The sequence below is a fragment of the Deferribacter thermophilus genome, assembly GCF_049472675.1.
GTDB lineage: Bacteria > Chrysiogenota > Deferribacteres > Deferribacterales > Deferribacteraceae > Deferribacter > Deferribacter thermophilus.
The window spans coordinates 1-15,265 of record NZ_JAPNXM010000018.1; the positions used below are offsets into that span (position 1 = coordinate 1).

Below are 15,265 nucleotides of genomic sequence, written 5' to 3' on the forward strand. Positions count from 1 at the left end.
TCAAAATGTCATAATGATATTAAAAAACTTGATTTTGCTCATGGACCTGTAGCTGCAGGCCAGTGTACTGTATGTCATGTTGCTAATAATGAGGAAATTAATAAACATATTGAAAGACCAAAGAGCTTCATAGATTTTAAATCTCCTACAGGAGATAGCCCAGTATGTATTATGTGTCACGATAATAAAATGAATGGAGAAAATGTGCATGCACCAGTAAGCACTGGTGATTGTACAGCTTGTCATAATCCTCATGGAGGTACTAATAAATATTTTATAAAGAGTAAAAACGAGTCCAAGACATGCTTTGAATGCCATGAAAATAATAAAACTGTGAAAAAATACTTACATGGACCAGTAGCAGCAGGTGAGTGTTCTTCTTGCCACGATCCGCACTCTTCTGATTATAAATTCCAATTAAAAACAGATAAAGATAAGTTATGTTTTGTGTGTCATAGTGATAAAGAAGAAGGTTTTAAGAAAGTTGTAGTGCACCAACCTGTTAAGGATGGTTGTACTAAATGCCATGATCCTCATAACTCTGATGCTAAGTTTCATTTAAATGCAAAATCTGAAAAAGAGTTATGTTTGAGTTGTCATAAAAAAAATAAAAATTTATTAGATTCAATTAATAATGCAAAATATAACCATAAACCGGTCAGTGATGGAAATTGTGGTGATTGTCATAATCCTCATTCTTCTGATTTTGGTAAATTACTATTGAGTGATACCAAAAATATTTGTTTTGATTGTCATGATGATATCGGAGAGAAGGTAAAAAATTCTAAATATGTTCATGGACCTGTTAAAACAGATGGTTGTACTGCATGTCATAATGTCCATGGTGCGAAATTCCCTTTTATCTTAAAAATGGCTTTTCCTAAAAAGTTTTATAACCCTTATAAAAAAGGGGTATATGATTTGTGTTTTAATTGCCATAACGAGCAAGTTTTACAATTTGCATCAACAACAAAGTATACTGGTTTTAGAAATGGGGACAAAAACCTTCATTATTTACATGTTAGGATTAAAGGTAAGGGAAGAAGTTGTAAAGCCTGTCACGAAGTTCATGCTTCCAATCAGCCAAAGCATGTTAGGAAATCTGTACCTTTTGGATCTGGAGGTTGGGAGCTTCCTATTAATTTTACAAAGACTAAAACTGGTGGCAGTTGTGTCGTAGGTTGTCATAAACCAAAGAGTTATGACAGAGTTCATCCTGTAAAAAATAATTAAAGGGGATGAGTTATGAGAATTGCAAATTTAATAATAATATTTTTCATTTTTACAAATATATGTTTTTCTTTTCCCCTAAAAAACATAAAAAAGGGAGATGTGTTTGATTTTAGTAAGTTTGCATCGCAAGAATCGAATTTTGCTAACTCACTAAAAGATAAAAAACTAAAAATGGTTTTATTGTGGAGGAGTGATAAGCAATTAAGTGTTAAAATAGCTAAAAATTTTAAAAAGATTTGTAGCACTAAAGATATATATTGCTATTCAGTGGATATAAAACAGATAAAAAAAGATGAATTACATAAATTAATTGGGGATTTGTCTGAAAACTTTTATATAACCTTATATAATGGTGATATCATTGAGGATTTAGGAATATACACTTTACCTGTAACAATATTTTTAGATAAAAATAATAAAGTAATTGATGCTATTGGATATGAAGGTCAATATTATGTTAAGATAAGTAAATATTTAGACTATTTGACAGGAAAAATAAGTAAAGATGAATATGAAAAATATAGCAATAAATCGGTTGTTGATAGAAGAAGAAGTATATTACCTGATATAAACTTTATAAAAAGATTGATTCGCGATGGTCAGAAAGATGATGCGATAAAAAGACTTAGTTCGCTAAAATTGGATAATTTAACAAATTTTGAAAAAGTTAAATTGTCAGAAGTTTATATATTGTTACAAAGATATAAAGATGCTGTTAAATTATTAGAGCCTATATCTGATAATTTTATTGATGCAAAATTTTATTTAAGTTTGGCTTATTATAATATAGGTGAATATGATAAAGCATTAAATTTATTAAAAAGCATAGAGAATATTTATCCTAATAAAGAAAGGATATATTTTTTGTTAGGGAAAATTTTTAAATCCAAAGGTGATTTTAAAAAAGGGTGTGAATACTTTGAAAAGTCTTGTGAACAAAATCTTATTGATTAGTTTTTTTTTATTTGTTTATAACTTAGCTTATTCTAATGATATAGTTATTGTTTATCCTTTTGATAATATGATTGTAAATGATTCTCAAATACATATTATAGGTTTTGTTAACCAGATAGATAAAATAGAAATTATCGATAATAATAATGCTATAAATATTGAAAACTTTCATAAACTAAGCACGAAAGATGGTCTTAAATATGTTTTTATGAAAAATGTTACTATTGACAAAGGAATTAATAAAATTACTATAAAGTATAAGGAGAAAAATATAAATTTGACAATTAAATATCTAAGTTATGCCGAAATATATAGAGACAATATTAAGAGAGAAACATATTTCCATCTAGATGAAAATAATAGCTTGTGTGTTAGATGTCATAACTTTAAAGAAATAAAAGACTGTAAGGTATGTCACTTTTATAAAATGAGTTATACTTATGTCCATGGTCCTGCGGCAGCATGGCAATGTTTTCAGTGTCATGATAAAAATAATTATTTTACACCAAAACAACCGATATCTAGCACCTGCTTGAAATGTCATGAAGAGTTTAAAAACAATATGTTTAGTGCTCCATATGCTCATGGTCCAACAGTAGCAGGATATTGTAATGTTTGTCATAATGCACACGGCTCTAATATAAAATATCTATTAAATGATGATACAAATAGTTTATGTATTAATTGTCATTCAGAGAAAAGGTCGGGTGTGCATGTTTTAGCCAATTTTACTTCTTCAGCTCATCCTACAAGTGGTAAGAAGATTCCTGGAACAAACGAGGAAATTAGCTGTGTTTCTTGCCATAATCCTCATTATGGAGAATCTAAACAGTTATTTCAAAATGGTATTAAAGATTTTATGATTCTTTGCGTTAGCTGCCATAAAGATAAACTTTAAAATGGAGGGTTTATGAATCTTTTGAAGTTATTTTTACCTTTTTTTATAGGGATTTTTGTCCTTGGTTGCTCATCTAAGCAGCCTGTATTTAAAATAGATCAATATGTTTGGCCCAAGGAGTCAGCAAATCCTAAATTCAAAGCTGTAAGAGTTATAGCAAATTCAGAAGAGTTTCCTGGAAAAGCATCGGGTAAAAACAGATTATTACAGGAATTGGTTGGTGATATTAATGTAAAATGGGTTGATTATAGGGCTATAAGAATTGCAACTGATGGTAGAGGCAAAGTTTATATCGCAGCACCAATTGCATTTAAAATACAGATAATTGATTTTATACAAAAAGAGATTAGGGATATAAGGTTTGGCTCTATTATGCCTTGTGCCATAGATGTTACTAAAGATGGTAGGATATTTATTGGTAATAGATCTGGTGGAAATGTTATGGAAATCACAGAAGATAAAAAAGTTTTATGGTCATATGGAAGAAAAGTTAATGATAAAGACTTCGAGAAGTTAAAAGCTGAAAAAAAATTCGATGTTGATGGACTATATAAAGATATTTCAGATGTTTTGGTTTATAAAAATAAATTGTATGTAGCTGATCAAATTTTTGGGAGAATTGATATTTTAACTCTAGATGGTAAATTCATTACAAGCATAAAAAAGGTTCCAGCTCCTACTGCGATAGCTATAGATCCACAGACTGAAGATATTTATGCTGTATCCAAATTTATTGGGAAAGTATTTATTTATGATAAAGACGGTAATTTTAAGGGGGAGTTATTAGAACCTGGAGATAATATTTGGGCACTAAACTTTCCAAACGGGATAGATTTTGATTCTGAAGGGCATATTTATATTGTAGATATTGCTTCAAATGGATTTAAAGTATATGATAAAAAAGGAACTTTCTTATATTATATGGGAGCACAAAAACCATCTGTTTATTTAGGTGGATTTAATAACCCTAAAGATTTGGTAATTGATGATAAGGATAGAATTTATGTATTAGATGCTCCAAATAAAAGGGTCGTTATTTTTCAATATTTAGGAGAGTTGTATAAGAAAGGTAGGAGGGATATGACCGTTGATGAGCCTATGTTGAGGTGGTGAGTTGCTAATTTCAGTAGAAGAAAAATTTAAAAATATTAAAGAAATATTTATCCGTTTGTCATTAACACAAAAATTTTTAATATCATCAGTTGTAGTAATTTTTATTATTTTAGTTTTATTAAACATTTTTATATATTTAGATTTTAAAAACTTTTTTATCTCAGTAGATAGGAAAAATTTTGAAAAAAGGTTTAGAAAATCCTTAGTTTCATCAACCTCTTATTATGTTTTTAGAAATGACTGGGATAATAGTTTAGATTTTAGTCCAATATTTAACATATTAAATAATGAACCAAATTTATTAGATGCGATTATTTATTCAGCAGATGGAAAAAGACTTTCGGTGATGAAAGAAAGAGAAATCATCAAGTTAGAAGGAAAAAGTGAAGGTTTATTAAAAGCACTTACAGGTAAGGTTATTTATGAGATTAAAAGAGCTGGTGAAACAGATAGTTTAGAAAATTTAAATGTTGTTGATCATAAAACTATAGTTCAAGAGATATATTATCCGGTTGTTTTTAATGGTAAAGTTAAAGGTGTAATAGAAATATATAAGGATGTCACAGATGTTTTTAATAATATTAACAAAGCAAGGTTTAGAGCAACTTTATTTTCCCTTTTAGGTTTTATTGGGTATGTTTTTGTGATTTATTATATTGTTAAGAAAATTGAGGAAAGAGAAAAACGGCTCAAAGAAAAGGTAGCACATTACGAAAAACTTTCTATACTTGGTCAATTTGCTTCTAAGATGGCTCACGAAATTGGTACGCCAATACATGTTATAATGGGTAATGTGGAACTTATTTTAGATGAGTGTGAAGAAAATGATTTTGTTAAAAAACGTGGGGAGAATATTGCTAGGCAAATAAATAAGATTCAAAATATAATTAGAAATTATTTATATGTTTCAAAAAAACCTGTGCCTGTTTATGAGCCTGTTAATCTTAAAGAATTAGTTTCTAATATTGTTGATGATATGTCTTTTACTATTTCAGAAAATATAGAATTAAGAGCAAATGTTGATGAAGTAACTATATTTACAGATAAAGGTTTTGTAGAACAGATATTGTATAATTTTGTAAAAAATTCAGCTGATAGCATTGGTGAAAATAAAGGGTTTATTGAGATTAAAAGTGTGATAGATGGTGAGTATATAAAATTATTGGTAGTTGATAATGGTAAGGGGATTGATGAAAAAATAAAGGAAAAAATATTTAATCCTTTCTTTTCAACAAAAAAAACAGGAAAGGGAACTGGCTTAGGCCTTGCTGTTTGTAAGGAGCTGGTAGAATCGTTAGGTGGTCAAATATTTTGTGAATCTAAAGATGGAAAAACTACTTTCGGTATAGTATTACCTTTAAAGGGGAAGTATGCTTAAAATTTTGGTTGTTGATGATGATAAAAATTCTCGAGATATAATTAAACTTACATTAGAAAACAGTTATGATGTTGATGTTGCTTTGAATGGTGTGCATGCATTGGAACTTATAAAAAATAAAAGTTATGATGTTATAATATGTGATTATGTAATGAACGAAGTTGATGGTATAGAAGTTTTAAAAAAACTTAGAAAACTTGGTAGTAACGCTGTATTTATTTTGATTACTGCATTTGGTTCAAGTGATATAGCAATTAAAGCTATACAGGAAGGTGCATATGAATACTTGAGTAAGCCTTTTAAAATGAGTAAATTGAAACAAATTATACAAAATATTGAAAAGGGGTTAAGTGAAAGTAAAGTTTCTACTGAGACAAATAAGTCTGAAAGTAATTATGATGAACAGCTTATTGCTGAATCACCGATTTTTTTAGAGACATTGAAGGAGATGGCTCGTGTTGCTATTTCAGATGTCCCTGTTTTAATTACTGGGGAAAGTGGAGTTGGTAAAGAAATTGTTGCAAAATCTATTCACAGATACAGTAAAAGGAGTAAATATTCTTTTGTCGCTGTTAATTGCAATGCAATCCCTGGTTCTTTATTGGAATCAGAGCTTTTTGGTTATGAAAAAGGTGCTTTTACTGGTGCAGATAAAGGGAAGCCTGGTTATTTTGAACAAGCTCAAAAAGGGACACTTTTTTTGGATGAGATAGGAGATTTAGAGTTTGATTTACAGGTTAAATTATTAAGAGTTTTACAAGAGAAAAGTATTAGAAGAGTTGGTGGAGTCAAAGATATCAAGCTTGATGTTAGATTTATATTTGCAACCAATGTCGACTTGGATAAAAAAGTTCAAGAGGGAAAATTTAGAGCAGACCTTTATTATAGATTAAAAGTTGCTGAAATTAGAGTACCTCCACTGAGAGAGAGGAAAGAGGATATCATACCTTTAGCAAATTATTTTATAAGAAAGTATAATACATTTAATCGAGAAATAAAATTGAGCAATAAAGCTGAGAAACTTTTATTAAAATATGATTTCCCAGGAAATGTTAGAGAGTTAGAAAATATGATTAGAGCAAGTTTAATTAAAGCAAGATATACAGGTATTATTTTAGATGAAGATTTAAATATAAAAGAGGAGTTTGTTAAAGATACTATAACAAAGGAAGATATTTTGCATGTATTGGAAAAAACAAGAAATAATCGTAAAAAAGCAGCAGAATTATTAGGTGTTAGTAGAGCAACGTTTTATAGATTGTTAAGAAGATATAATATAGTTTAGAGTAGTGATTTATTATATATGATTGTCTAAGGTATGTCTCATTTTAAAATTATAATGTCTCGCTTTTATTAAAAGATGTATATAGATGTATCAAATGTGTATCATATAAATGACTAAATGTATCATAGCTCAATAGCTTGATATTTATGAGATAAGAAGGCCTTGCTTAGTTATAGCTGTTTTATGTCTCCAGATTAATTTACTGGAGGGTGTTGCACAATATCAATTGCTTAGCACCTCAGATTGCTTCGCTAACGCTCGCAAAGACAGCATTTTTGTGTCATTGCGAGGAGCAAATGCGACGAGGCAATCTGTGGTGCTTAAGTAAAACCCCCTTGATATTTATACAAAGTTGCCGAAGTGGGATGGGTAGTTTGAGCCGCAATACTCTTAATTATTTATATTAAAGTTAATCAACTTTTTAAAAATAAATTCGATTTGTATATGTCTCAAAAAGAGTTGAATGTGTCTCAATATCTACTAAGTTTGTAGCAATTGTGTATCAAATGTGTATCACAGTGTGTTTGTATTATATTTTTAGTAGTTATGTTTAACTTTAATGGCGAAAAAGGTAAATTTATCAAGTAATTATAAAGCTATAATTTTTATGTTCTATATCAAACTGATGAAGATTTATAATAAAAAACAATAATCTTTCGTATCCTTTTATTAATAAAAGAGAAATAATTATGGCATAGTTTGTGCTATATATTTTTAAGTATTTTTATAAGGAGGTAATATTATGAAAAAATTAATTTTATTGGCTACGTTAATTTTATTGCCAGCCTTTGTATTTGCAGGGGTTGCAGGTAGTGCTCATGACTTTTCAGTAAACAGTGCATCAAGTTTGTATGGTGGGACAGCTTGTGGCGGTTGTCACAAACCACACAATGCAGGCACACTAATCCCTTTGTGGAATGATAGTAACACATTTGATAACCAGTACACTGCTTATTCTTCACCAACTGATTCACTTAACGCTACCCCAAACAGTACTTTAGGAAGTGTTTCTAAAGCGTGTATGGCATGTCATGATGGTATGATTAATGATACTGCTGCGAATGGTGGAACAGCAATATCAGCATTAAAGGCAACCGTAACAGTTGGTTTGGATATTGATTATCAGAATGATGCTCAAGGTCAACACCCTGTTTCTATTCAGTATTTAGATAATGGTACTGCTACATCTTTAAAACCTTTAGCAAATGTAAAATCTGCTGGATTTAAGTTTTATGGAACAAGCGGCGATATCTTAGAATGTGGAACTTGTCATGATCCTCACGCTGGTCAGTCACCTGATTTCTTAAGAGCTGATAAAGCATCTTTGTGTCAAACTTGCCACAACAATTAAGAAAGCTTTTATACTTGGGGAAGGTGACCACCTTCCCTATTTATAAAAGCTTTGATAGTGGGTGGGCTATGAAATTGATGGTGAGATTTTATTTAGCTTTAGTTATGTTACTTTTTTCTTTATCATTTGTGTATGCATCAAGTTGTTCTACCTATAATTGTCATGTTATTAAACTAAATGGAGAATTTGTTAAAAATGGTCCTCATACATTTTATAGGTCTGATGGTGCAGATATTTCTCCTTGTGCGCCATGCCACAAACCACATAATGCAGGTATCAAAATACCACTATGGAATGATACAAACCAGTATGATGACGGTAGCCCTTATAAAGCTTATTCAAGTCCAACAGGAACATTGGATAATTTACAAGATACAAATATAAATTCGCCATCTGAAGCTTGTATGGGTTGTCATGATGGGATGTCAGAGAGCACTGGTTTTACCGGTGTATATTTCGAGACCTATAATATGGGAGTTTTAACAATTGATTATTCTAAGTCTAATCATCCTATTGGTGTGGTATATGATTATACAAAGGATAGTGGTTTAAATAATAATGTTGCTAATGGCTGGGTAAATGGTAAAAATGGGAAATTTAAGTTAATAAATAACAAAGTTGAATGTTTAACATGTCATGATCCTCATAAAGGTGCAATTGGATATAGTTTTACAGCTCGAAGAGATATAGAAAAATTATTGAGAACAACAGATGTGAAAACATTTTGTAGTGAGTGCCATACCAATAAATAGTTTGATTAAACAAAGAATAATAAATATCATGGAAAAAAATGAAGAAATTTTACATACTAATTTTATTAATTTTATTAGTTTTTATACAATTTGTGTATGCCAGAAATAATTCTCATAAATTTTTATACCTTGATGGTAATGCCTATTGCTCATATTGCCATAAATTAAGAAAATCTTATAATATCAATCCATTATGGGGTGCAAACAAAGTTTTTAATTACATCTCACCAATTATTAATTTAAATGTTTCAAAAAAAAATAGTTTTCAAATAATAGATACTTTTAATAATATATCAAGTACTTGTATATCATGCCATTCGGATTATATTGAGCATTCATCAAGTTTTCACCCAGTAAGTGTAAGTGTTAAAAGAACAAAAAAGCATTTAAAAAAAATGAAAATTTATAATAAAAAGATTGATAACAAGTTGCCATTATATGGTAATAATGATTTAATGGCCTGTTCCACATGTCATGACCCGCATACAAAAGAGGTTAAACTACTTAGAGATTTACCAGAAAAATTATGTGTTGATTGTCATGAAAGGTGATTATGATATATAAGATAGTTATTTTATTATCATCATTTATTTTATTCATTAATGTTCAATTTGTTTTTGCTGGTTATATTTATTTAAATACTGGATTAGAAACATTATTTAAGTCGTACTCAAAAAGTGAAGATAATGAATCTAAGCACTATGAAGGTGGCCAAATAGATAGGTTATTTTTAACAACTAAATATAAGAGGGAGTTTCTAAGAGGAAGATTAGGAGATTTAAAATTTGATTTAAATTTAGATAGATATCATATGAGTTATTTTTATAATGAAAAGCCAAGTTATAGTGTGCCATTTAGCAATAATAAGGGTGATAATACAGATAAATTTAACAGGTCCATAAATGGGAGATTAAATCTAAAATTTCCTAAAAAACAAACTGAAATTACCTTAGAATATTCAGAAGATAAATTATTTAAAACTGATAGCGATGTATATTTTAACTCTTTAAGTAAGATTAAGACTGATATCCAAGAATTAGATGGTGTGGTAAAATCTTTAGATGATTATGATAAAAACAAAATGCAAAATTACTATTTTTATAAGTATGGGACAGTTAATTTGATGGCTAATTATACAGAATATAAGTATTACAAAGGGTTAGAAAGTGATACTAATTATTTAAAAATTGATACTATTAAAAAAGCAGGGGTTGATATAAAAAATAAGGTTGGTTTTAATTTTGAACAGGAAATAAAAAAGTTTAATTTAGGGGATGATGACACTGATAAAAAAACATATCTTTTTGGTTTAGTTGATGCTTTTGGTTTTCCCACACTTCTTAAATTCGGTGATTTAAAATTTGATGGTTATGCTAAACATATAGATGAAAATTTTGAAGGTAGTAATTTTAATAGTAAATATTATCAATTAAGTACTACGTATGAAAAAAATCAATATACTTTGTTTTTATCATATAATTATGAATATAATGAAGATAAATATGTCAACGATATTGATAAATATCATGTTGGTACTATTGGTTTGGACTATGATTCGAAGGATTTGACATATTATACCGAAATAAAATATAAAAAAGGTGTAATAGCTTCTAATAATTTGGATAATAACTCTTATTCTTTTAATAATTTCTTAGCTATCATAAGTTCTGGTTTAAATGGATCTGGAAGTGTCATTATAAAAAATAGTGGCACTTCTTCGGTAGTAATAGATTTGAGTGGTTTAATTGTTGATGGAAGTAATAATTTTAACAATGTGTTGATTTTACCATCAGATCAATTAATTATCAGTTATTCTGAATATATTAAAGGTAGTGCTGTGATTTTATCTGGTGATGGTGATGATTTAACTGTCTATATCAAAAGAGATACAGGTTATAAATATAGGAAAAATGAATACAATATTAAAAGTGGATATTATTTAAAATACTTTGAAACATTTAAATCGAGACTTGATATTGATTATTATTTTTCTAATTATGATGTGATTTATAATCCTAATAATAGATATATAAATGAGGATGAAAATCGTTTTAACTTATTAAAATTATTTGAAATAAGACCCTATAATTTAATATTTGATAAACAGTTTGAATACAAACATTTAAATGAAAATCAGGACAAGAGTACAAACTGGGGTGTTATTTCAAAAGATGGCTATTTTTCACTTAATAAAAAATTTTATCTAATTAGTAAATACAATAAATATAATTATGATAAGTCAAATGATAAAGAGTATTACAGCTTTACATTAAATTTGGATTTAAGGGGCTCTGATTATAATATCAGTTTTTATCCTGAGAAAGAATATGAAAGAGAGTTTGGGGTTTATAAAAAGTATACAACAATATACGATTTAAAAGTAAGATACAAAAAGCACAACTTATCTACTTATTATAGCAAAGAAGAGAAAAAATATAACAATTTATCGACATATTCAGAAAAAGAGAAAAGAGTTTATTATATCTACAGTGGGGAAAATATATTATTTGATGTTAAATACAATGAAAATATTTATGAATATAAGTTACAATTATTTAATGCAAATTTAAAGCTGGTTAAATACAGAAGTTTCCCTGTAGTGAGACCATATGCTATATTTGAGATAGGTTTTGAGAGAGAAAGGGATAATGCAATAGGTGAATATGAAAAAGATGACTATGTTATTGTTAAGTTAACTTATACACCCACTGATAGACTTAAAGCAATATTTTCTTTTGAAAAGCAGATAGACAGGAATATGGATAAAGGGTATGATTATGAGTGTGGTGTTAATTATCAAACTAGAGTATTTAAGTTAGCTTTAGGTTATAGAAAAAATATTACCGAAATTGATGAGAAAAGGAGAGTTGAACATGAAATTTATTTTGAATTGCGTAAAAATTTTGATTTTTATTATGGTACTGGCTCATAGTAATTTACTATTTGCTGAGGATAGGGTTGTTGCAAAAGTTAATGATCAAGACATTCATTTTTTCGAAGTAAAATCTTTTTTGAACAAGGTAATACCAATAGGACGTTTTCATACACAATCACTAAATAAAAAGGAGTATTGGGAAAAAGCTTTAAATACTGCAATTGATAGTAGAACTGTTGTTATATATATAAGAAATCATAATCCAGACATATATAATGAATTGAAAAATAAAGTGGATGAGATTATTAAAGTCATTAAAAAAAGATTTAAAAGTAATAATGAATACGCAAAAGCATTAAAAGAAAATGGTATAACAGAAAAAATTTTATATGAAACATATATGGATTTGAATGTTAAAGATATCATTAAAGAAAAGATATTTAGTGAAAAGATAGAACTTAAAGTTTTGAAGGAATATTATAAAAATAATCAGCAAATGTTTTCTACTGGTGAATCTTATGTGCTGAAAAATTGTTTAATTAAAGCTGATGCAAGAGAGCTAAAAGCAAAAGAGATGGAAGAGAAAAAAAAGGAAGCAGAAAATTTACTGAAAATGCTAAAAGAAGAAGATGAAAAAGCATGGCAAAAGTGTGATAAAGGTATTTATCCAGAACAAGATACAGTTTACAAATTTAGCAAGAATTATCCAATAAAAGAAATTTTTAAACTGAAAAAAGGTGATTTTGGAGGACCATATAGAAACATTTATGGATATTTAATTGTGAAAGTCATTGATATTAAACCATCCGAAGTTCTTCCATTTGATGAGATAAAAAATGAAATTGAAAGATTGATGAAATTAAAAAAATTTAAAGATTATTATAAAAATCTTTTGAAGAGAGCTAAAGATGAAGCAAATATTAAAATTCTTGATAATAATTTTAGTAATTAGTGGATGCTCAACACATAATAAAAACTTAGTTCAGTTTGATAAGCTTTTTTGGCCTGATATGGTTAATCCAAAAATTGCCTTGGTAGATATTATTAATATGCAAAAGATTAGAGAAAATTATAGTTTTTTTAGAAAATTCTTTGGGTTAGAACATGAAATCCAACCTTTATATAGACCTTTTGCTGTTGCTGCAAATGATGAGTATGTTGCTGTTAGTGATATAATGTTTGGAGTAATTTATTTAATTAATAAAAATAATTTTAAACTGAGGATAATAAAAAGTATAAATAATAAAAGATTTAAATCCATAGTTGATTTAGATTTTGCTGACAATGACTTGTATATGGTAGATTCTGAAAATAATATTATTATCAAGTATAATGTGATAGATGAAGCCAGTAAGGTAATTGATGTTCAACTTGAAAAACCTGTATCAATAAAAGTAGATATTAAAAATCATTTGATATTTTTAGCTGATACTAAACGTAATAAAATAATAGTTACAGATTTAGGTGGAAATATAATAAAGGAGTTTGATAAATATTTTAATTTCCCTCTTGATGTTGACATTATTCCTGAAGAAAAAATTTTATTTGTTTTAGATTCAATGAATTTTAGAGTGTTGAAACTAGATTATGATGGCAATTTGATTGGTGAGTTTGGTGAGATTGGTAATAGACCCGGTAATTTTTCAAAACCTAAAGGGTTGTGTATTGATGAGTTTCATAGAATTTATATTACTGATGCAGACTTTGATAATTTTCAGATCTTTGATGAGAAAGGTAACCTCCTTTATTTTATTGGACAAAATGGTTCGGATGAAGTGTCTTTTTATATGCCTGCAAGAGTTTATTGTTATAAAGATGAAATTTATGTGTCAGATCTTTTTAATTCAAGGGTAAAAGTTTTTAAATCTTTTAGATGATTTTTAGTGGTTAGCAGGAGGTGTGCTTATGAAATATAGATTATTTTTATCAATTTTAATTGTGTTATGTTTTAGTGTTTTGATTTATGCTGGTGTTGCTAATACAAAACATAATTTGTCAAAATCAGGGTCTGGTCCCATAAAATCAAGCGAAGAAGATAGAGTTTGTGTATTTTGTCATACGCCACATAACGCACTTCCTTACGCTCCACTTTGGAATAGGGAACTAAGTAATGCTTTATATCAAACATATACTTCTGTAACCATGAATGCACAGCCTGGACAGCCAACTGGCAACTCAAAACTTTGTTTATCTTGTCATGATGGAACAATAGCTTTAAATGCTATATATGCATCTTCAACTCCAATTGCTAATGATTTAAATTTTACGTTAACAGGAGATTCAAATCTTGGGACGGATCTTAGAGATGATCATCCTATATCTTTTGTATATGATGATAATTTAGCAAATCAAGACAGGCAATTAAAATCACCTTCTACACTTCCTTCTTTTATCAAATTGCAAAATGGACGTGTAGAATGTACAACATGCCATGATCCTCATACTGAAACTGTTTATTTCTTAAGAACTGGGGATAAGCAACTATTATGTACAAGTTGTCATGATAAAAAGTTGGAGGGAACTGTAACTTTGAGTTTTTCATCTTCTATTCATAATCAAGTAATAAGTAGTGCTCCAATTTCTGCAGATTACCCATGTGGAGATTGTCATAAGCCTCATAATGCAAAAGATGTGGTTAATGGTGATTCGACAACACAGCTTTTAAAAGGGAGAGAAGAAAACCTATGTTTTATATGTCATGGGAGTTCACAAGGTATAGGCCCTCTTTCTCAAAATAATATTGATATAGAGAATCTAATGAGCAGTAATGATGGATTTTATGATACTTATAGTGGGACTCGTAGGTGGGTAAACAGATCTCATGATGTAACTGATGCCCAACAAAGTAGTAGCGGAGCTCATATAGAGTGTATAAATTGTCACGGTGTACATGGTGTAAGAAGAGATGATTTAAACACTACAAATGTCATAGAATCGCTTGTGGATCCTGATAATCCATCACAACCATTTACTTGGGGACAACCAACAAATTATAGTGGCTCTGATAAATATTGGTTGAAAGTATACAAAATAGATCACTTTTGTTTAAAATGTCATGATGGAAGTTTTCCTACCTTTTCTGGTAGACCAGATTTGAATGTATTAGAGCCTTCCAATAATAATGGTTATATAAGAAATATTGCTTCTAAGTTTTATGATTCTGATGTGCATGGTAAAGAGAGGATCCCTTGTATTATTTGTCATGATCCTCATGGTGGCAATCCTTTTTTGATATCAAATAGAGTAAAATGGACAAATGCTCCTTTTGATACCAAAAATGCATCGAGATCGAGTTTTGATAGTGGAGACATTTATGTTCCTATTCCAGTTAAATTTGAGTTATGTAGAAAATCTTGTCATAATGGAGATAAATATATGCATCAAATTAATAATACAAACTGTCAACAGTGTCACTATCATGGTGGA

At 28.8% G+C, this 15,265-nt stretch carries 13 protein-coding genes; all 13 read left to right on the forward strand.

Annotation, left to right across the window (positions count from 1 at the left end; all coding sequences use genetic code 11):
• On the forward strand, window positions 1–1,233 hold a 1,233-nt coding region (locus OWM07_RS10800; RefSeq protein ID WP_423303753.1), incomplete at its 5' end, for a cytochrome c3 family protein.
• A 99-nt stretch (window positions 1,234–1,332) separates the two neighbouring features.
• A complete protein-coding gene (locus OWM07_RS10805; protein ID WP_423303755.1) occupies window positions 1,333–2,187 on the forward strand; it encodes a tetratricopeptide repeat protein in 855 nt (284 codons plus the stop codon).
• The gene (locus OWM07_RS10810; protein ID WP_423303756.1) at window positions 2,165–3,085 is read left to right on the forward strand and encodes a cytochrome c3 family protein; all 921 of its coding nucleotides are present in this window, start codon (window positions 2,165–2,167) and stop codon (window positions 3,083–3,085) included. Before OWM07_RS10805 ends, OWM07_RS10810 begins: the two co-directional genes overlap by 23 nt.
• Before the next feature lie 12 nt (window positions 3,086–3,097).
• Window positions 3,098–4,198, forward strand: coding sequence for an NHL repeat-containing protein (locus OWM07_RS10815; RefSeq protein ID WP_423303757.1), 1,101 nt, complete (start codon window positions 3,098–3,100; stop codon window positions 4,196–4,198).
• Between the two features lies 1 nt (window position 4,199).
• On the forward strand, window positions 4,200–5,576 hold the full coding sequence (locus OWM07_RS10820; protein ID WP_423303758.1) for a sensor histidine kinase: 1,377 nt from the start codon (window positions 4,200–4,202) through the stop codon (window positions 5,574–5,576).
• On the forward strand, window positions 5,569–6,861 hold the full coding sequence (locus OWM07_RS10825) for a sigma-54-dependent transcriptional regulator (RefSeq protein WP_423303759.1): 1,293 nt from the start codon (window positions 5,569–5,571) through the stop codon (window positions 6,859–6,861). Before OWM07_RS10820 ends, OWM07_RS10825 begins: the two co-directional genes overlap by 8 nt.
• A 742-nt stretch (window positions 6,862–7,603) precedes the next feature.
• On the forward strand, window positions 7,604–8,212 hold the full coding sequence (locus OWM07_RS10830) for a cytochrome c3 family protein (protein ID WP_423303760.1): 609 nt from the start codon (window positions 7,604–7,606) through the stop codon (window positions 8,210–8,212).
• Window positions 8,213–8,280: 68 nt separating this feature from the next.
• On the forward strand, window positions 8,281–8,964 hold the full coding sequence (locus OWM07_RS10835; protein ID WP_423303761.1) for a cytochrome C: 684 nt from the start codon (window positions 8,281–8,283) through the stop codon (window positions 8,962–8,964).
• A gap of 38 nt (window positions 8,965–9,002) precedes the next feature.
• The gene (locus OWM07_RS10840) at window positions 9,003–9,515 is read left to right on the forward strand and encodes a cytochrome c3 family protein (RefSeq protein ID WP_423303762.1); all 513 of its coding nucleotides are present in this window, start codon (window positions 9,003–9,005) and stop codon (window positions 9,513–9,515) included.
• A gap of 2 nt (window positions 9,516–9,517) precedes the next feature.
• Window positions 9,518–11,896, forward strand: coding sequence for a hypothetical protein (locus OWM07_RS10845; RefSeq protein ID WP_423303763.1), 2,379 nt, complete (start codon window positions 9,518–9,520; stop codon window positions 11,894–11,896).
• Window positions 11,838–12,791 (forward strand): peptidyl-prolyl cis-trans isomerase, encoded by a 954-nt coding sequence (locus OWM07_RS10850; RefSeq protein WP_423303764.1) that lies wholly within the window; start codon window positions 11,838–11,840, stop codon window positions 12,789–12,791. The genes OWM07_RS10845 and OWM07_RS10850 overlap by 59 nt, the downstream gene beginning before the upstream one ends.
• Complete coding sequence (locus tag OWM07_RS10855) at window positions 12,748–13,716, forward strand: NHL repeat-containing protein (RefSeq protein WP_423303765.1); 969 nt, start codon at window positions 12,748–12,750, stop codon at window positions 13,714–13,716. Before OWM07_RS10850 ends, OWM07_RS10855 begins: the two co-directional genes overlap by 44 nt.
• 28 nt (window positions 13,717–13,744) lie before the next feature.
• Window positions 13,745–15,265, forward strand: a 1,521-nt coding sequence (locus OWM07_RS10860) for a cytochrome c3 family protein (RefSeq protein WP_423303766.1), incomplete at its 3' end; no start/stop codon positions are given.

Excerpts from the sequence above, each read along its gene's own strand:
- OWM07_RS10855 (WP_423303765.1), top strand. The coding sequence starts at position 12,748 with ATGAAGCAAATATTAAAATTCTTGATAATAATTTTAGTAATTAGTGGA.
- OWM07_RS10815 (WP_423303757.1), top strand. The coding sequence starts at position 3,098 with ATGAATCTTTTGAAGTTATTTTTACCTTTTTTTATAGGGATTTTTGTC.
- OWM07_RS10830 (WP_423303760.1), top strand. The coding sequence starts at position 7,604 with ATGAAAAAATTAATTTTATTGGCTACGTTAATTTTATTGCCAGCCTTT.
- OWM07_RS10840 (WP_423303762.1), top strand. The coding sequence starts at position 9,003 with ATGAAGAAATTTTACATACTAATTTTATTAATTTTATTAGTTTTTATA.
- OWM07_RS10850 (WP_423303764.1), top strand. The coding sequence starts at position 11,838 with ATGAAATTTATTTTGAATTGCGTAAAAATTTTGATTTTTATTATGGTA.
- OWM07_RS10845 (WP_423303763.1), top strand. The coding sequence starts at position 9,518 with ATGATATATAAGATAGTTATTTTATTATCATCATTTATTTTATTCATT.
- OWM07_RS10835 (WP_423303761.1), top strand. The coding sequence starts at position 8,281 with ATGAAATTGATGGTGAGATTTTATTTAGCTTTAGTTATGTTACTTTTT.
- OWM07_RS10825 (WP_423303759.1), top strand. The coding sequence starts at position 5,569 with ATGCTTAAAATTTTGGTTGTTGATGATGATAAAAATTCTCGAGATATA.